Consider the following 18,477-nt stretch of genomic DNA (forward strand, 5'->3'; position numbering starts at 1 on the left):
TTCCGAAAGAATAAAATTTTAGTTCGTTAAAACCCACTTAAATAGGCATAGGCCTGTTTATCGATAACGCCCTTATTCTTCTATTATTGCCGCGATTCCAGGCAAGGTTTTTCCCTCCAAGCTCTCTAACATCGCCCCGCCGCCTGTAGATACATAACTTACCTTATCTTGAAAACCAAATTGCTTTACTGCAGCTACGGAGTCTCCTCCTCCAACCAAAGAAAATGCCCCGCTTTGTGTAGATTCGTCAATAAAATTCCCAAGGGCAATTGTTCCCTTTGCAAAGTTTTCCATTTCAAAAACACCTATAGGGCCATTCCATAAGATAGTTTTGCTTTGCAATATAACTTCCTTAAAGTTGTCTAGCGTTTTTGGCCCTGCATCAAGCCCTTGCCATCCGTCGGGTATTTTATCAACATCTACGATCTGCGTATTGGCATCATTGCTAAAATCATCAGCAGCCAGTACATCGACTGGAATATGTACTTGCACTCCCTTTTCTTTAGCTTGCTTTAAAATATCCATAGCCAAATTCATCTTATCATCTTCACAGATAGAATCGCCTACCTTACCCCCTTGAGCTTTTATGAAGGTATACGTCATTCCTCCACCAATAATCAAATGGTCAACTTTATCGAGAATATTTTCAATAATGGTGATTTTCGAAGAAACCTTGGCGCCCCCTAAAATTGCCAAAACCGGTTTTTCACCTGTTTGCATAACTTTTTTAATGGCATCAATCTCTTTCGCCAATAAATAACCAAAACATTTGTTTGGTCCAAAATACTGGGCAACAACGGTTGTTGAAGCGTGTGCCCTGTGCGCAGTACCAAAAGCATCATTGATATAGATATCGCCTAACTTTGAAAGTTGTTGGGCAAAAGTGGCATCTCCACTTGTCTCAGAAGAATGGAATCTCAAATTCTCTAAAAGCAAAACCTCTCCAGCCTGTAAATCGGCTACGGCCTGCTCGGCTACATCACCGACACAATCCGATACAAACTTTAGCTGCACACCTATAATCTCAGATACGGTTTGGCAAATATGCTCTAGAGAAAAATCAGGATTGCGCTGCCCTTTTGGTCTTCCCAAATGACTCATCAAAACTGCGCTTCCACCGTCTTCCAAAACTTTGATAATGGAAGGTTTTGCGGCTTCAATTCTATTGGTATCTGTAACCTTAAAATCTTCATCTAAAGGCACATTAAAATCTACCCGTATCAATGCCTTTTTGTTTTCAAAATTAAAATCTTCTAGCGTCTTCATTATCGTTCGTTTTTTAGAGATTCGCAAATGTAAAGATTTATGTGCGTTAGATAAAGGTCTATTGAAACAAGTTCGTTGGAAATTGTTGCAATAAAAACCGACTCATCGGTTGGTTTTGGCTTATTTAACATTCTATGGCAATTTGAAACTATAAGATTTCCTTCTACGATATAAATTCACAAAACCCATTGTTTATAGTATTTTTCAAAGAAAAACAACGAATTACCGACTGATGGGTCTGTTTTTTGTTAGGTCTAATTTTGGGCAAATGCGCTCTCCGTAAAAAACCCACGCCTGACTCCTCTAGAAAGAGGCTTGACATACTCAATTACACAACTGTCCCTAGAAAAGTGGAGCTATTCTTCCGCTTCGAGAGCAGGTTACTTAGGCGAATTTGCGCAAGTCAATTATACCCCAAAAACCCTTATATTTGACCTATGCAGTTTAAGGACATATTAGGGCTCTCGCACATCAAAAATCATTTGGCTTTGAGTGCGGATGCTGGGCGTATTCCGCATGCGCAAATGTTCGTCGGCCCAGAAGGATCTGGCACACTTCCAATGGCACTCGCCTATATGCAGTATATAGTTTGTGGAAATCAAAATGGAGAAAATTCAGGAGGCGATCAAGCTTGTAATTTAAAGTTTGACTCCTTGTCGCATCCTGATATGCATTTTGCGTTTCCCGTTTCAAATTCCAACAAGATAAAAAGCCATGCGGTGAGTAATCATTACATGGAAGAATGGCGTCAATTTCTAAAAGAACAGCCCTATGGAAATCTTTTTGACTGGTATCGCCTAATAGGCATTGAAAAGAAACAAGGCCAAATCGGCGTTGATGAAGCGCTAGATGTAGTAAAAAAACTTGCGCTAAAATCATATGAAGGTGGTTATAAGGTGATGTTGATATGGATGGCGGAGAAAATGAATACTTCGGCGGCCAACAAATTGTTGAAACTTATTGAAGAACCGCCAGAAAAGACCGTTTTTATACTCATAGCCGAAGATGAGGAACAAATCATCCAAACCATACGTTCTAGATGTCAAATTCTTCATTTTCCTCCTTTGGCCGAAAATGATATCGCAAAAGCCCTTGAAGCAAGGGGATTGGCTCGCGAAGAAGCCCTTCGTTTGGCACATGAAGCCAATGGAAATTTCAACAAAGCCTTAGACTTGATGAACAACGATTCGGAAGATTTGGTCTTTGAAAAGTGGTTTGTGCAATGGGTTCGCAGTGCGTTCAAAGCTAAGGGAAACAAGGCAGCCATTCACGAATTGATTTTATGGAGCGAAGAAATTGCCAAAACCGGTAGAGAAACCCAAAAGAAGTTTCTACACTATTCCATAGCAGTTATGCGACAAGCGTTATTGGTCAATTTCAATGTCAAAGAATTGGCCTTTATGCAGATTCATATTGACGGCTTTAGTCTTGAAAAATTTGCCCCATTTGTACATGAAAACAACATTTTAAGTATTGTTGAAGAGCTTGAAGATGCTATGTACCACATCGAACGCAATGGTAATTCGAAAATAATTCTTACTGATTTATCTATCAAGCTTACTAGATTACTACATAGGAAAGCCAGCCCTTTAGTCTCCAAGGAGACATTACAATAACTTAAATTTCACTTTATGAAAACTATACTAGTACACTCCGCTGAAATTTTACTTTTGCTGTTTCTTGTTATTACATTTTTGCAAAGTGGTATTGACAAACTAACAGACTGGAATGGCAACCTATCTTGGCTAAAAGGTCATTTTAAAGATACTCCTATGAGGGGTATCGTTCCTATGATGTTAGGCACTGTTTTGGTGGCTGAGGTTGTGGCGGGTATCTTATGCTTAATCGGCACATATCAATTGGCGACAGCTGGCGAAAGTAACATGGCCTTGTACGGAGCAATACTCTCATGTATTTCACTGCTGATGCTCTTGTTCGGCCAACGCATGGCCAAGGATTATGCCGGGGCTATGACCATTGCGGTGTACTTTATTCCCGCAATCTTTTTGGTGTTCTTATTACAGCCATAAACCTAAAATCTTAAGACGTCTAGACAACGGTCAACACTACCAAAACATTTATTTTAAAACAAAAAATCCGCAGCCAGTTGGGCTACGGATTCAAATATTATGGTGTTTTGAAACTACTGCTTGTACTTGTCGTTAAGTAGTTTTACCACTTCATCGGTAAGGTCGTTAACCTCTTGACCATAGAGCACACTACCTCCGTCTCCACCTCCTAAAATATAGGTGAACTTATTCGCTTCGCCATAGGCTTTGATTTCATTCTTCACTTTGCTCACCACGCTGTCCATTTCAACCTGACCCGCGGCTATTAAAGACTGCTCTTCTTGTTGCAGTTGCTGCCCGATAAACTGACCTCTCTGTTGCATAAGTCCGTATTCCTCTTGTGCCTTTTTCTGCGACATTTTTTGAGCTTTGGCTTGAAAAGCCTGTGCTTCTAATTGAAAGGCTTGAGAAATGCTATCTCTCTTCTTGGTCAAAGCATCGGTTTTTGTTTTAAACTTAGCCTCTACATCAATTTTTTCTTGATAGGCATCCATTAATTTTACGTTATCGACATAACCGATTTTTGCTTGGTCACAGGATACTAGTAAAATCAATCCTGTTAGTGCTACTGCTAATTTTTTCATGAGAACTACATTTATTTTAATTTCCGAAAATGTGCTGAACTCGTTTCAGTAATTACGAAAATCTATTTTGCTGCTTTTTAAAGACGCGCAAAAATAGGAAAGCTTTTTTGAATTTTCTAAAAAACTCTCCGAATACCAAAATCAATAACAGCCCAATAATTTCAAACTTTTGAATTGTACTTAAAAACCTACTACATCAGACCATAAGCAAAATTGATTGAAAATCCGTATTGAAATCGAAAACCTCTATCAAAAATAAGGCTCTAAGACCAAGTGATTTTACAGAAATTTTTAATTCGTAGCGCCAAGTACTGCTCATATGGAGATAAGGCGGCAAATCGCCTTAAATTAAGTTTAGAGCCTTTTGAGTATGTAAATATGAGAAGAGTACTCTTTGGTGCGCATTGCGGCTAGGTTAGAGTATAATCCTAAAGCGAAGGCTTTGAAAACATTCTGTTTTCCAGTCTTGTATTTTTCCGAAAGCAAGGAAACATAAAAAGAATCAAATAGCATTGGTTTGACTTTGATCAATTCTAAACCGTGTTTTAGAAAAAGTTTGGCTATTGAGGTTCTAGAAAAATGCCAAAGATGTCTAGGTACATCATAAGCCGCCCAAAATTCCTTATAAAAGTTGGCATCATAGGAATTGAAATTAGGTACCGCAATTAGCAAAGTACCCTTATCTTCCAAATGCCAAACCAGTTTTAAGATTTGATTCTCCAAATCGGGTAGGTGTTCTAATACATGCCACAGGGTGATAACACTATATTTTTTACCAGGAACTGCCTCCAGTCTATCGATCAGGCTAATGCCTTTTTCTAGCGCCCTTGCTCTTGCATGATGATTCGGCTCAATACCATCAGCGCTCCAACCATTTCGTATTGCAGTTTTAAGAAAATCTCCGGTTCCGGCCCCAACATCCAAGAGCGTTTTCTTTTTCCAAGCATACGAATCTATAAGCTTAACCTTTCTAGAAAGGCTGTATTTTTTTACCCGCTGATATATTTTGTCTACAAAAGTAGTGTTGGCGTCGGTATGTGAAATATAGGTTGCGCTTTCGTAATATGGGTCAAGATTTTTCGGTTGTGGTTTGGTGATAAGCATATCTAGATCGGCATCGTAAAACAGTTCAAACGCTTCTTGCGAAATAGAAAAATCCTTAGTTTTTAAAAACGGTTTCATTGTAATTGTGTGTGGCCAGATATTCTTTCTTCAAAGCGCGAAGATACTTTAAAACAGCTTCTCTTGAAAGTGAAGTTTCTGCCAAACAGTCTGGTTCAGAATCACTATAAACTTCCAAGGCCAAATACCAATTTCCTTTTCTTGAATACGTATTGTCATCATCTGAAACATAAGATTCCATGTCTTCATTGCCCAGGGCTACATTTAGGAAAAGATCAAAAAATACAGGCAGCAAATTGATTGATTTATCTGGAATTTCAAGCTCGTACCATGCGAAGAAATATTGCTTTGCATCAATCTCAAATGGAACGTCATCATACACCTTGCTGTGCTCTAATTGAAACTTAAGATTGACAAAATTGTAAAACTGTTCCGCTGCCTTGGCATCCTCAAAAATGAACATTTGACGTTTCGAGAGATTGCGTTTAAACTTCTTGCCTTTGGTGATTTTATAATCATCAATCTTAGGAGCTATCTGTAAAGGAAAACAGGATTGCACCAAAAAAAGAATAGCTAATAAGAGTAGGAATTGCCGCATTCTGGTTGGCTTAGATGTTCTCTGGAAAGCGCATCAAGAATTGAACCAAAAGGTTATTTACTCGAAAAAACTAAAGATTGTTCCACGTGGAACAATCTTTAGCCGCTAAGCCGAACCTCTATATTTAAAAGCCGCCCCAACGCACTTGCTTTGGCATTGGCGAGAGGTAATGAATCACATTGCCAAATGGTAAAATACTCATTCCCCTTGAAGAAGCGAATAACATAGGTTCCCTTGCGCGTTTGACTTCCCATGGCGGCCACCGGACCCCATTCAGAATCCTTCTTGAATACCGCCGAAAAAACAGAAATATAATCAGGCGAAATACAAGTTAACCGCTTTTTGAAAAGGGTATAACCAAACAGTTTAAAATGCTTTTTATGATTCCTCCTGCTGTCTATTTCAAAAGAAACAGAATAGCCCAACAGCAGTATGCTTGCCATTAGCATGGTCACAATTTGCCCATATTCAGCGACTCCGTCGTACAATAAAAACAATATCAAAACCAAAAAAGCGATACCCAATATAGTTGCTATCAGCGGTTTGGCCTGCTTTAAAAAAATGGATTGTTTCATCTTCCCATAAAGACTAAAAGTACACTAATATCGGAAGGAGAAACACCACTAATTCTTGAAGCTTGGGCAATGGTTACTGGGCGGATCGCATTCAGTTTTTCCCTCGCCTCGTACGATAGCGATTTTAATTTGGAATAGTCAAAACCTTCAGGGATTTTGACATCTTCCAATCGATGAAGTTTGTCGGCATTATTCTTTTCTTTGGCAATATAACCAGAGTATTTTACTTGTACTTCGGTCTGCTCAAGCACTTCCCTATCCAGCTCGTTTTCCTTTACGAAAGTAGCAACTGATGACAATTGAAGCATGTGTTTCATGGTAACCTTTGGTCTTGAAAATGCCTTTACCATTTTATCCGATTGCTTTACCAAAGCAGAATCAACACTCTCCAAAATTGGATTGATATCCTCCGGAAGTACACTGGTTTTTTGAAAAAACCTTATAAACGCGTCAGACTTTTGCTGTTTTTCTTTCATTCTTCTTAGGCGTTCCTTTCCAGCCAAACCAATTTCATAGCCTTTTGGGGTCAATCTCAAATCCGCATTATCTTGTCGCAACAAAGTTCTATATTCCGCTCGTGAAGTAAACATTCGGTAAGGTTCCTCTGTGCCCTTTGTGATCAAATCATCTATCAAAACTCCGATATAGGCTTCATCTCTTTTTAGAATAAACTCCTCCTTTTCGTTAAGCTTAAGATGAGCATTTACTCCAGCCATAAGCCCTTGAGAAGCGGCCTCCTCATAACCCGTAGTTCCATTAATTTGCCCTGCGAAGTACAAGTTTTCAACAAGCTTCGTCTCTAGCGTATGTTTTAATTGTGTTGGTGGAAAATAGTCGTATTCTATAGCATAACCCGGTCTGAAAAACTTAACATGTTCAAACCCCACAACCGAGCGCAATGCCTTAAACTGAACATCCTCAGGCAAGGAGGTAGAAAAGCCATTTACGTATACCTCAACCGTATTCCACCCCTCAGGCTCAACAAACAACTGGTGCCTATCCTTGTCTGCAAAACGATTTATTTTATCTTCTATTGATGGGCAATATCTTGGTCCAATACTTTTAATTCTTCCGTTGAACATTGGAGAACGATCAAAGCCTTCCTTTAACAAATCATGCACCAATTGACTAGTATGTGTCATATGACAATCTCGCTGCGACTCTAAAGATCTAGTACTCGTATAAGAGAATTTTTCTGGATTCTCATCCCCTGGCTGCAGTATCATTTTGGAATAATCTAGAGAGCGACCGTCAACTCTTGGCGGTGTTCCAGTTTTCATACGCCCACTTTCAAAACCAAACTCCAAAAGCTGTTCTGTAATTCCAGTAGCGGCTTTTTCACCTGCCCTACCACCACCAAATTGTTTCTCCCCAATATGAATTAATCCGTTTAGAAAAGTACCATTGGTTAGTACGACAGCCCTACCTCGGACTTCAATTCCCAAAGAAGTTCTTACCCCACACACCTTTGCGTTTTCAACCAACAGCCCATTAACCATCTCTTGATAGAAATCACAATTGGGCGTATTCTCTAACATGAGCCGCCATTCTTCCGCAAAGCGCATTCTGTCATTTTGGGCACGCGGGCTCCACATCGCAGGACCCTTTGATTTATTGAGCATCTTAAACTGAATAGCAGACTTGTCTGTAACAATACCACTATACCCACCAAGCGCATCAATTTCCCGCACAATTTGTCCCTTAGCAATACCTCCCATGGCAGGGTTGCACGACATCTGACCGATCGTCTGCAAATTCATGGTAACCAACAAGGTTTTTGAACCCATATTCGCAGCGGCAGCGGCAGCTTCTGCACCGGCATGCCCGCCACCAACAACTATGACATCATATTCTTTCTCAAACATATCGTATACCTAAGCTATTTTTGTTCCACGTGGAACAATTTCATCTTCTCTTCTTCCTTGCTGCGCATCACTATTACTTCTCCTTCCTCCTTATCTCCATAGCCAACCAAATGCAGAATACCATGAGCCATCACCCTAAGCAATTCCTCATGAAACGAAACATTATAATGCTTGGCATTCTCATCTACACGATCCGTAGAAATGAATATATCTCCTGCAATCGTATTTCCATTGCTATAATCGAACGTAATAATATCTGTAAAGGTATCGTGCTGTAAGAACTCCTGATTCACTTTTAATAAATACGTATCATCACAAAAGATATAGGCTATATCACCCAACAATTTAGCTTCTGAAGCCACAACCTTAGCAAGCCAATCTACATAGGACTCACTATTAACTAATTGATAATCAGATACATAATTAAAACTAATCATTACTTTGGAAATACTCTTTGACCTTGTTTTGGTAATTTTGGCGCAAAGGTAGTGCTTGTCTGTTTAAAATTTCAATTTCATCTCGATAATCCTCTAACAACGAGGGCTTAGTAAGTATTGGGTTGGTGAACCGGTTTCTATTTGTAATACTCTCGCGTTCTGGTTTCTTCCCCTGTTTCATCGTCGCGTTTTCCAATTTTAAGAGCTCGTACTGAATAGTATTCATCTTATTCATGGCGCGTTGCGTAAACCCATTCTCAAGCAACTCATTTTCAAAATCTTCCATTTGTCGCAGTAGCTTCTGTCCTAACTTTCTATCACTTGAATTAATCATGTCTTGAAGCTGATTCTCCAAGCGGGAACGAATCATTTGTTGTTCCTTATAAATCTCATATATTTCCTTAAGTTCTTCCTCACTTGGTCCACCGCCCTCTCCGTTGCCATCTGTACCACTCGCTCCACCTTCACCATTTTTTCCGTTTTCACTCCCTTTCCCCTTTCCAGTTCCACTATTTCCCTCGCCATCCTCACCAGAATCGCCTTCCTTCCCCTTACCTTTTTTACCACCTTCACCAGATTCACCATCTCCATCTCCTTCTTGACCTTCACCTTGCTGGCCTTTTCCTTCTCCCTTCTGTGGCTGCCCTTTCCCAGATTTTCCTTGGCCTTGCATCTTTTCTTGCAGCGATCCCTGTTGCTTAATTATATCAGGAAGCTGAAATCCTTCTCCTTCCCCTTGACCCTGTCCGGGTTGCATACTTTGCTGCATATTATCCAAGGTATTGGCTAGAAAATCAGACAGGCTATTAGCCGCATTAAGCACATACTTTTGATAAGATACACCTTGGTATATTTGACTTTCTGCAATAGCCTCAAGCGCTTTATCTGTATTGTAATACACCTCTGTGATTTGTTCATTGACAAATTCTGCAAGTTCAGCACGTCGAAGCGAAAGTGAAAACAGGCTATCATCAACATGTTCAAATAGTTTGCGCAACTCCTGTTGCTGACGAATAGCACTGGAAAACTGCGGTGCATCTACATCGACATCTTCCAACTCTTCATGCAAACTTTCCTGCTTAAAGGAAAAGATCACCAAGTTGTCTAAAATCTGGCGTAGCATTTCCGCATCCTCTGTAATGGAGGAACCTCCTCCTCCACCTGCTGCTGACTGCTGCAACTGCTCGCTCATCTCCTTCATTTTTTGCGCTGCGGATTTCTGCTTTTGAGCAGCCTTATTGCTCGTTTCTTGCTTCTTCTGACCATTTTGCAATTTGGTTTCTTCTTTCTGAAGTTCCTCTGAAGCTTGCTGTTGGTCACTCTTCACGTCTTGTTCCTTCTGCTTTTCTAAATTTAAATCCAACGGTTTCCTTAAATCTTGATTGTCTTTCCTAAGCCCATTCATATCCTGCGCAAGATTTTCAAACTCCTTGTTGAGCCTTTCTTGTTCCTCCCTCTTGCCCTTCAAAGTGTCTTTTTCAGACTCCAATTCTTGCCTTTCAGCCAGTTTTTCTAATTCATGCGCCAATTGCGCCGCCTTTTCGGTCACATAATACCGCTTAGTCAACTCTAGTAGTTGTTCCAAACTTCGCTCGCTATTTTGTTGTTTCTTTCCCAACTCTTCCAAACGCTTAGACAGTTCCTCTTTGTCTATTTTATCGGCAATCTTATTCAATTCTTCTAGCAACTTTTCATTCTTTTTGGCCTGCATTTCTTGGCGCTCTAAGCGCTCCTTGAGCAACTCATTCATCTCATCTTTTTTGTCGCTTTTGTTCAGGTTATCTTTAAGCTGCTTGCTGAACTTCTGCATCATCTGTTCCTGTTGTTGCTGCTTTTTCAAGAAATCCTTGACCTGGTTTTGGTCGTTAAAATTGAGCTGTTTTTTCTCTTTCTGATCTTGATTGATTTCTCTTAGGGTTTCCTTTTGTTCCTTGAACTTCTCCAACGATTTGTCCAAATTGTTGATGATCGACTGTTGCGATTCAAGTGCCTTGTTTTTTAATTGGTTCTCATCGAGCAAAACGGTTCGGAAAACCTGGCTTTTGGAAGTCTTGCCATTGTGAACCCCGTCATTGTCGGTAGCTTCAAAATAGAAACTATAATTTTTGCCCGCTTCTAATCGAAGGCCGGAGGGAAATGTATAATAGAATTGATTGAAATTAGACTCTGGCTCTACCAAATCTAAGATTTGTTGGTTGTCAATCTCTTCATCAGGATAACAGACCAAACGAATATGTTTCAACTTATAGTCATCGGAAGCCTCACCAATATAATAGGAGGTGTTCGGATTTAGAGAATCTAAAACTCGTTTTGCCTTTATGGTCGGATAAGCATCCTTTACGACATCAAATCGATACGCCAGCTTCTCGTAATTTGAAATGTTATCGTTTGAGGTACTGAGTTCATAGGTTAAACTGGAGAACACTTGTCTCGACATTTCAAATGCATCTAGGTCTTTTGAAAATGCCATAGCGGTATCTTTGGTCACTAGCTCAATTTTATCGGTGTTCTTGCCTCTTATTAGCCAAGTAACCTCTGTTCCTTCCGGAAACGTAGCGTTTCCGGTGCTTTTTAATGTTTCGAACTTGCGGTTTGTATACTTTGGATAGTTCAAAACCAGTTCAAAATTTTGAATTGAAGGTGTTTTTAATGCATGAAGCTGGTATTCTCTAGAAAATATACCGTTTGCCTTAAAAAAGAAGTTCGTTGAAACCAAAGGGGGCGTAAACGTATATTGATAGTTGCCATTTTGCTGTTGTAATAAGAGGTCCTTTCCATTTATCGAAATAAAAACCTGGTCTGGGCGAATTTCTCCTTCCGTAGTCACCTGAACCGTAAACGTTTCCGAATCCAACACCTCCAAATCATTAGACAGCAGGCGAAACGAAAAGGGCGCCGGTGGCTCATAGGCTACATCATAATTTACTACGCGATTGTACGATCCAAAGAAATCACTCAAATTACCACTCAACCAAATCAAACCGAACAACAAGAGCGGAATCGCCAAATACTTTACGTATTTCAGATTCTCCCCTAAATCAACTGCCTTCGCAAAAGGAATAGGTTTTAACGTTTCTGAACGCTGTTCAATACTGGCCAACAAAAGTTCTGACTCATTGGTGTCCTCTACCAGGTCCAACAAGTTATACAGCTTATCGTCTACATCTGGAAAATGCTTCCCAATCAAAAGCGAGGCCTGTTTGTTGCTGATACCCTTTTTGAGTTTAAATAGATAAAAGAGAGGAGTCAAGATGTACTTGAACAATAGAAACAATTCAATAGCCACAAAAAGTACCAGCAGAATCAAACGTCCTGTAGGGTTAAGCCATAACAAGTATTCAACCCCTAAAGTCGCAAAAAAGAACAGTAGGCCGAACGCCAAAAAAAGCAAGACCCCCTTGAGCAATAGCTTTGTGTAGAACTTTTTAGAAAAATCGCTGAGTTTTTCAAGTATGTTATTGTAACTATTCAAATTCACTATATTTAGTACCAAGATACTCGTTCTCACAAATTTAAACATCAAATTCGTGTTAAACCCTGTTGCAATCCTTTATTAGATAAAAGACAAATGATTAAAGACCTAAAGTACCTTGCCGCCATGACCTTGCCTATTTCTGCTGTAATCAGTATCTATTTTAAAGGTTATTTTAGCTATTTTACACCCTTCTACGCTTTTGTATTAATTCCCATTTTGGAATTGCTTTTGCCGCATGACCCTTCCAATTACGAGGGTGATGAACGAGAAGAAAAGAGAAAGAGCAAGCTTTTCGATTGGATGCTTTACCTGAATGCGCCCATTATATTCAGCCTTCTGATATTTTTACTTTGGGACATTAGCAGCACAAGCTATGCTGCCTACGAACTCGTTGGTTTGGTCTTGACAATGGGTATTGTACTTGGCACTAACGGCATTAATGTGGCCCATGAATTGGGTCATCGCCAAACTACCAATGAACGTCATTTAGGCAAATTATTGCTTTTACCGTCCTTCTATATGCACTTTTATATTGAACATAATTTCGGGCATCATGCCCATGCAGCGACCAAGGAAGACCCAGCCACCGCACAATATAACCAAACCGTATATTCTTTCTGGTTTAGCTCGGTGACTCGGCAATATTTTAGTGCCTGGAAACTGCAGTTGAAGCTTTTAACGTCTCAGCAACGGGGATTTTTCTCTTTGAAGAATGATATGCTCTGGTATACATTGTTCCAAGTTCTTTATATAAGTATTATACTGTATTTCTTTGGCGAGATCGGATTGGTATTTGCCGTTTCAAGCGGCATTGTAGGTTTTCTAATGCTAGAAACCGTAAACTATATTGAACACTACGGACTTATGCGCACCAAACTACCTTCAGGAAGATATGAGCGTGTGCGTGAAGTGCATTCCTGGAACAGCAATCATGTTATGGGGCGAATAGTACTTTATGAATTGACCCGCCATAGCGACCATCATTATAAATCTTCTAAGAAATATCAGATTCTTGACTATCATGACATTTCGCCCCAAATGCCATTCGGCTATCCCACTTCAATGGTAATGTCATTTCTTCCACCGCTTTGGTTTAAAATCATGAACCCAAGAATTCCTGATGCAATGAAACCCCTCAAGGCTTAATTCAAATTTCTACATTTTTTAGGCTATCGGATTTCCTATCTTTGCAGCTCAAAATTGAGAAGTTATGAGTGAGAAAGTCCGTGTTCGTTTTGCCCCTAGCCCCACTGGTCCGTTACATATTGGGGGAGTGCGTACGGCCCTCTTCAACTACCTATTTGCCAAAAAGCACGGAGGTGATTTTGTGCTGAGAATTGAAGATACCGATCAGAATCGCTATGTGGAAGGCGCAGAGCAATATATCATCGATGCCTTGAATTGGTGCGGAATTCCTTTTGACGAAGGTGTGGGAAAAGATGGTGGTTATGGCCCATATAGACAGAGCGAACGCAAACATCTCTATAAGCAATATGCCGATGAGCTCCTTACTAATGGAAAGGCCTATTATGCTTTTGATACTTCTGAAAAACTAGACTTTCACCGAAAAGATCATGAGGCAAAGGGAAAGACCTTCATTTATAATTGGCACAACCGACTAAAGCTTACAAATTCATTGTCGCTTTCTAAAGAAGAGGTACAAGCCAAGTTAGACGCTGGAGAAGACTACGTAGTTCGTTTCAAATCTCCACAAGACAAAAAATTGGTGTTGACCGACATCGTACGTGGAGAAATACATATTGACACCAATATTCTAGACGACAAAGTCCTTTTTAAAAGTGACGGAATGCCAACCTATCACTTGGCGAATATCGTCGATGATCACTTAATGGAGATCAGTCATGTCATTCGCGGAGAAGAATGGTTACCCTCTTTGGCACTTCATCAACAACTATATGATGCCTTCGGATGGGATGCTCCCGAATTTGCACACCTTCCTTTAATTATGAAACCTGTTGGCAAAGGAAAGCTTAGCAAGCGCGACGGAGAGAAATTAGGTTTTCCTGTATTTCCTTTGTCATGGGGAGAATCAACAGGGTACCGCGAGGAAGGGTATTTTCCAGAAGCTGTTATCAACTTCTTAGCCTTACTTGGATGGAATCCAGGGACGGAACAAGAAATTTTTAGTCTATCTGAACTTGTTGAGGCCTTTGACCTAGAAAGGGTAAACAAGTCGGGTGCGCGATTTGATCCTGGCAAGACCAAATGGTATAATCAACATTATTTGCAAGAAAGGAGCGTTTCAGAATTGACCGACCTCTTCCTTCCTATTATACGAGAAAAAGTATTAGATTCTGATCAAGCTGACCGAAGTTCAATTGAAAGAATAGTTTCTCTAGTTAAAGAGCGTGCTGTTTTCGTTTCCGACTTTTGGGAACTTGCCAATTACTTCTTTATCGCTCCTAGTTCATACAATGAAAAGGCTTCTAAAAAGCAATGGAAGGTAGATACTGCTGAAATTTTGAACCAACTGGTATCTGTACTTGAGGGTGTTCAGGATTTCTCATCTGAAAATGTTGAAACCTCAGTAAAATCATGGATTTCCGAAAAAGAACTGTCTTTTGGAAAAGTGATGCCCCCACTTCGATTAGTGATCGTAGGTGATATGAAAGGTCCTCATATTTTTGATATTCTCGAGATGATCGGCAGGAAGGAAAGTATCGATCGAATTCAACGTGCAATAGCCCATTTTGCCTAAATTAGGGCCTATTGCCATTTTATAAAGGCCTTTAGAATTTCTTGTACCACTTCGGAAGAACCAATCGGTACTCTAAGAAATCGAAAAACCACCAAAACGATTCCAATTAGTGTGGCTTGATGCTTCATCTTGCCAAATTTCTGGGCAAAAAGTAGAAGCAATGGAATGTAGATTATTTCTGCAGATACAAATACAATCATGGGATTAAAATTTTCAGGAGGCAAAACTTTTCGCCAGAATTGGATCAGCCCCCTGCCAAGAGCAGGTGGCATCATATAAAAAGCACTGCATATCAACCACCAAGAATGCTCGCTTAGCTTTTTTCTAGTCAAAATACCTTTGACTACAGCATAGGCAAAGGCGATAATCAAGACCAATTCGACTACAAGCGTACCATAGTAAAATGAAACTGGTGGCCCCGGTCTTTCTGGATTGTGGTTCTCAACAAGTTTTAGTGGAAAGTCTAGCAGACTAATGGCTGTAAATATGGCCCCACCGGCAATGAGAAAACCGATAATGCCAAAGGTTCGGTGTTTTTCTATTTTTCCTCTTACAATAAAATAGGGTTGGAGTATCATGAAAATATACCAAGCAGTTACCAGCCAATAATGAACATGAAATTCCCAAGATTCGGTAGTGAACGTAGGCCAATAATAGTTGAAGATGCTAATTTGAACAATTAAAAAAAGTATAATCATCCACAAATGAAGCTTGGAGTATCTTTCCATATGAAGGTTGGTTTATTGAATACTAATAAATGGTAGGGAAACTCGATAAACAAGGTAGTCATTATTTGTACACTGTAACAATTCTAAAGAAAACCCTACAGATATATTAAGCGATTTGCGTAAATTCAATTTATAAACCTAAAAACAAAAATTATGGGCAGTTTTTTCTACATACCTTTTATATTCTTGGGACTAATAATCCTCATTTCTGCATTTTTTATAGTAAAACAGCAAACCGCTGTTGTCATTGAGCGTTTTGGTAAATTTCATAGCATTCGACACTCAGGGCTTCACATGAAAATTCCTCTAGTGGATAGAATCGCAGGAAGACTAAGCTTAAAAATTCAGCAATTAGACGTTATCATAGAAACCAAAACTCTAGACGATGTATTCGTACGCTTGAAAGTATCGGTACAATACAAAGTAATTCGTGATAAGGTATATGATGCTTTCTACAAACTTGACTATCCCCACGATCAGATTACATCGTATGTATTTGATGTGGTTCGTGCCGAAGTACCTAAAATGAAACTCGATGATGTATTTGTTCGCAAAGATGATATTGCCATTGCGGTAAAATCTGAATTGAATGAAGCAATGATGACTTATGGATATGACATTATTAAAACCCTGGTTACCGACATTGATCCTGATGCTCAGGTAAAAGAAGCCATGAACCGAATCAACGCTTCAGAGCGTGAAAAAATAGCTGCTCAATTTGAGGGTGACGCCGCTCGTATCTTAATAGTAGAAAAAGCGAAAGCGGAAGCGGAGAGCAAAAGATTACAAGGTCAAGGTATCGCAGATCAACGTCGTGAAATTGCGAGAGGTCTTGAGGAGTCAGTTGAAGTACTGAACAAAGTAGGCATTAATTCTCAAGAGGCATCTGCTTTGATAGTTGTAACACAACACTATGATACTTTACAGTCTATAGGACAGGAAACCAACAGTAATTTGATCTTATTGCCAAACTCTCCTCAGGCCGGTAGCCAAATGCTAAATGATATGGTGGCCAGTTTTACGGCTAGTAATCAAATTGGTGAGGCGATGAAGAAAAATAAACCAAAGAAATTAGAATAGAACTTTGTGCATTTAAAAACAAACCCGCTCCAATACTTGAGAGCGGGTTTTTTGATGTTGCTTGTTATACGACTACCTTTCAAACCGAGCTGGCCAATAGGTAATAGAAAAATCAGAATTCGTATTTTAATAACGTTTAAGGCACTTTATAGAGTAGGAGAGCTGTTGCCTTTCCATGTTGCAGAAAATGGCTAAAAATGCCTTAAAAAACGACGATTTTAATAGAAAATACCGATTGATATATTAACATTAATAAGAAAAATCGATATCAGCTTTTTTGCTCAATTTTGGCCCAAGAATCCCGTAGACCAACAGTTCTATTGAAAACTAATTTTTCGGAAGTTGTATCAGGGTCAACACAGAAATACCCCAACCGCTGAAATTGAACTTGGTCGCCAACTTTGGCATCTTTCAAACTGGGCTCCAAATATCCAGTAATCACATTCAAGGAATCAGGATTTACAAATTCCATAAAATCCTTGTCTTTATGTGTATCTGGACTTTCATCTGTAAAGAGTCGGTCATACAATCGCACCTCAGCTTCCAACGCATGTTTTATAGAAACCCAATGCAAGGTTCCCTTGACTTTTCTTAGGCTTTCTTCAGTACCACTTCCGCTTTTACTTTTTGGATCATAAGTACACTGAACCGCTATCACATTACCTTCAGAATCTTTTGTACAACTTTCGGCCTTAATGATGTACGCATTCTTAAGTCGGACCTCCTTGCCCAATTTAAGGCGAAAGAACTTCTTGTTGGCTTCTTCTCTAAAATCTTCTTTTTCAATATAGATTTCCTTGGAAAATGGAACCTTTCTTGAACCATCTGATTCAACTCCAGGATTGTTCTCAGCATCCAACCACTCTTCCTCCCCATCAGGATAATTTGTAATGACCACCTTCAGCGGGTCTAAAACACCCATAACCCTGGGAGCAACTTTGTTCAAATGATCACGTACTTGAAACTCCAAGAGTGAAACGTCAATAAGATTGTCTCGTTTCGCAATGCCAATAGTATCGGCAAAGTTTCTAATTGATTCAGGAGAATAGCCCCTTCTTCTTAGTCCTGAAATAGTAGGCATACGCGGATCATCCCATCCGTTAACCACTCCATCTTCTACCAACCTGGCCAACTTTCGCTTACTTACCACCGTATGACTCAAGTTTCTTCTGGCAAATTCGCGTTGTTTCGGACGCACTCTTTCCTGGTCTACCACTTGGTCCAAAAACCAATTGTATAATTCGCGGTGCATCGCAAATTCTAAGGTACAAAGCGAATGTGAAACTTGTTCGATATAATCGCTCTCGCCATGAGTCCAATCGTACATAGGGTAAATACACCAATCGGTATTTGTTCTGTGATGTGCTTTGTGTAAAACCCGATACATAATCGGATCTCGCATTAGCATATTCGAAGAAGTCATATCAATCTTCGCTCTTAGAACATGCATGCCTTCGTCATATTTACCTGCTTTCATGTCGGCAAACAGTTCGAGGTTCTCCTCAACAGAACGATTTCGAAATGGGCTTTCCGTACCCGACTCAGTTGGAGTACCTTTTTGAGCCGCCATCTCCTCTGAAGTTTGACTATCTACATAGGCTTTTCCTTCTTTGATTAAAACAACTGCCCAATCATGGAGTTGCTGGAAATAATCCGAGGCATACCGTTCGGTATTCCATTGGTATCCGAGCCATTCAACATCTCTTTTTATGGCATCTACAAACTCCTGCTCTTCCTTCGCTGGATTCGTATCGTCAAAACGTAGATTTACAGGTGCATTATAACGCAATCCCAATCCAAAATTTAAGCAGATCGAACTGGCGTGCCCTATGTGCAAATATCCATTGGGTTCAGGCGGAAAACGAAAGCGTAGGGCATCTTTAGGAAACCCATTTTTAAGGTCATCTTCGATGATATGCTCTAGAAAATTCAACGGTCTTTCCGAATCGCTCATAAGGT

Annotated in this window: 15 protein-coding genes; 5 read left to right on the forward strand and 10 right to left on the reverse strand. The window is 39.8% G+C overall.

Going from position 1 to position 18,477, the window contains the following annotated elements; translation table 11 throughout:
- Nucleotides 1–72 precede the first annotated feature (72 nt).
- Nucleotides 73–1,266 carry a phosphoglycerate kinase gene (locus ABJN95_RS04830; RefSeq protein WP_348368868.1) on the reverse strand — a complete coding sequence of 398 codons (1,194 nt, stop codon included), beginning with the start codon at nt 1,264–1,266 and terminating at the stop codon, nt 73–75.
- A 437-nt stretch (nt 1,267–1,703) separates the two neighbouring features.
- Here ABJN95_RS04830 and ABJN95_RS04835 point away from each other — a divergent pair, with 437 nt between their 5' ends.
- Entirely contained in the window at nt 1,704–2,882 is a 1,179-nt protein-coding gene (locus tag ABJN95_RS04835) for a DNA polymerase III subunit delta' (protein WP_348368869.1), read from the forward strand.
- Between the two features lie 15 nt (nt 2,883–2,897).
- The gene (locus ABJN95_RS04840; protein ID WP_348368870.1) at nt 2,898–3,296 is read left to right on the forward strand and encodes a DoxX family membrane protein; all 399 of its coding nucleotides are present in this window, start codon (nt 2,898–2,900) and stop codon (nt 3,294–3,296) included.
- A 113-nt stretch (nt 3,297–3,409) separates the two neighbouring features.
- Here the strand turns inward: ABJN95_RS04840 and ABJN95_RS04845 are convergent, their stop codons facing one another.
- The 7 genes from ABJN95_RS04845 to ABJN95_RS04875 form a co-directional block, all read right to left on the reverse strand.
- Nucleotides 3,410–3,919, reverse strand: coding sequence for an OmpH family outer membrane protein (locus tag ABJN95_RS04845; protein ID WP_348368871.1), 510 nt, complete (start codon nt 3,917–3,919; stop codon nt 3,410–3,412).
- Between the two features lie 354 nt (nt 3,920–4,273).
- Nucleotides 4,274–5,101 (reverse strand): class I SAM-dependent methyltransferase, encoded by an 828-nt coding sequence (locus tag ABJN95_RS04850; protein WP_348368872.1) that lies wholly within the window; start codon nt 5,099–5,101, stop codon nt 4,274–4,276.
- Complete coding sequence (locus ABJN95_RS04855; protein WP_348368873.1) at nt 5,079–5,639, reverse strand: hypothetical protein; 561 nt, start codon at nt 5,637–5,639, stop codon at nt 5,079–5,081. The genes ABJN95_RS04850 and ABJN95_RS04855 overlap by 23 nt, the downstream gene beginning before the upstream one ends.
- A 98-nt stretch (nt 5,640–5,737) precedes the next feature.
- Nucleotides 5,738–6,214, reverse strand: coding sequence for a hypothetical protein (locus tag ABJN95_RS04860; protein ID WP_348368874.1), 477 nt, complete (start codon nt 6,212–6,214; stop codon nt 5,738–5,740).
- A complete protein-coding gene (gene mnmG, locus ABJN95_RS04865; RefSeq protein ID WP_348368875.1) occupies nt 6,211–8,079 on the reverse strand; it encodes a tRNA uridine-5-carboxymethylaminomethyl(34) synthesis enzyme MnmG in 1,869 nt (622 codons plus the stop codon). The genes ABJN95_RS04860 and mnmG overlap by 4 nt, the downstream gene beginning before the upstream one ends.
- A gap of 14 nt (nt 8,080–8,093) precedes the next feature.
- Nucleotides 8,094–8,516, reverse strand: coding sequence for an rRNA maturation RNase YbeY (gene ybeY, locus ABJN95_RS04870; protein ID WP_348368876.1), 423 nt, complete (start codon nt 8,514–8,516; stop codon nt 8,094–8,096).
- Nucleotides 8,509–12,036 carry a hypothetical protein gene (locus ABJN95_RS04875; protein WP_348368877.1) on the reverse strand — a complete coding sequence of 1,176 codons (3,528 nt, stop codon included), beginning with the start codon at nt 12,034–12,036 and terminating at the stop codon, nt 8,509–8,511. The genes ybeY and ABJN95_RS04875 overlap by 8 nt, the downstream gene beginning before the upstream one ends.
- Before the next feature lie 51 nt (nt 12,037–12,087).
- Here ABJN95_RS04875 and ABJN95_RS04880 point away from each other — a divergent pair, with 51 nt between their 5' ends.
- Entirely contained in the window at nt 12,088–13,137 is a 1,050-nt protein-coding gene (locus ABJN95_RS04880; RefSeq protein WP_348368895.1) for an alkane 1-monooxygenase, read from the forward strand.
- Nucleotides 13,138–13,201: 64 nt separating this feature from the next.
- Nucleotides 13,202–14,710, forward strand: a complete 1,509-nt coding sequence (gene gltX, locus ABJN95_RS04885; protein WP_348368878.1) for a glutamate--tRNA ligase — start codon at nt 13,202–13,204, stop codon at nt 14,708–14,710.
- A gap of 8 nt (nt 14,711–14,718) precedes the next feature.
- Here gltX and ABJN95_RS04890 read toward each other — a convergent pair whose 3' ends face one another.
- Nucleotides 14,719–15,438: a hypothetical protein gene (locus ABJN95_RS04890; RefSeq protein WP_348368879.1), complete on the reverse strand. Its 720-nt coding sequence runs from the start codon at nt 15,436–15,438 to the stop codon at nt 14,719–14,721.
- Nucleotides 15,439–15,591: 153 nt separating this feature from the next.
- Here ABJN95_RS04890 and ABJN95_RS04895 point away from each other — a divergent pair, with 153 nt between their 5' ends.
- Complete coding sequence (locus ABJN95_RS04895; RefSeq protein ID WP_348368880.1) at nt 15,592–16,518, forward strand: SPFH domain-containing protein; 927 nt, start codon at nt 15,592–15,594, stop codon at nt 16,516–16,518.
- A 268-nt stretch (nt 16,519–16,786) separates the two neighbouring features.
- Here ABJN95_RS04895 and ABJN95_RS04900 read toward each other — a convergent pair whose 3' ends face one another.
- Nucleotides 16,787–18,472 carry a glutamine--tRNA ligase/YqeY domain fusion protein gene (locus ABJN95_RS04900; protein WP_348368881.1) on the reverse strand — a complete coding sequence of 562 codons (1,686 nt, stop codon included), beginning with the start codon at nt 18,470–18,472 and terminating at the stop codon, nt 16,787–16,789.
- Nucleotides 18,473–18,477: the final 5 nt, after the last annotated feature.

The sequence above is a fragment of the Maribacter sp. genome, assembly GCF_039974175.1.
GTDB lineage: Bacteria > Bacteroidota > Bacteroidia > Flavobacteriales > Flavobacteriaceae > Maribacter_C.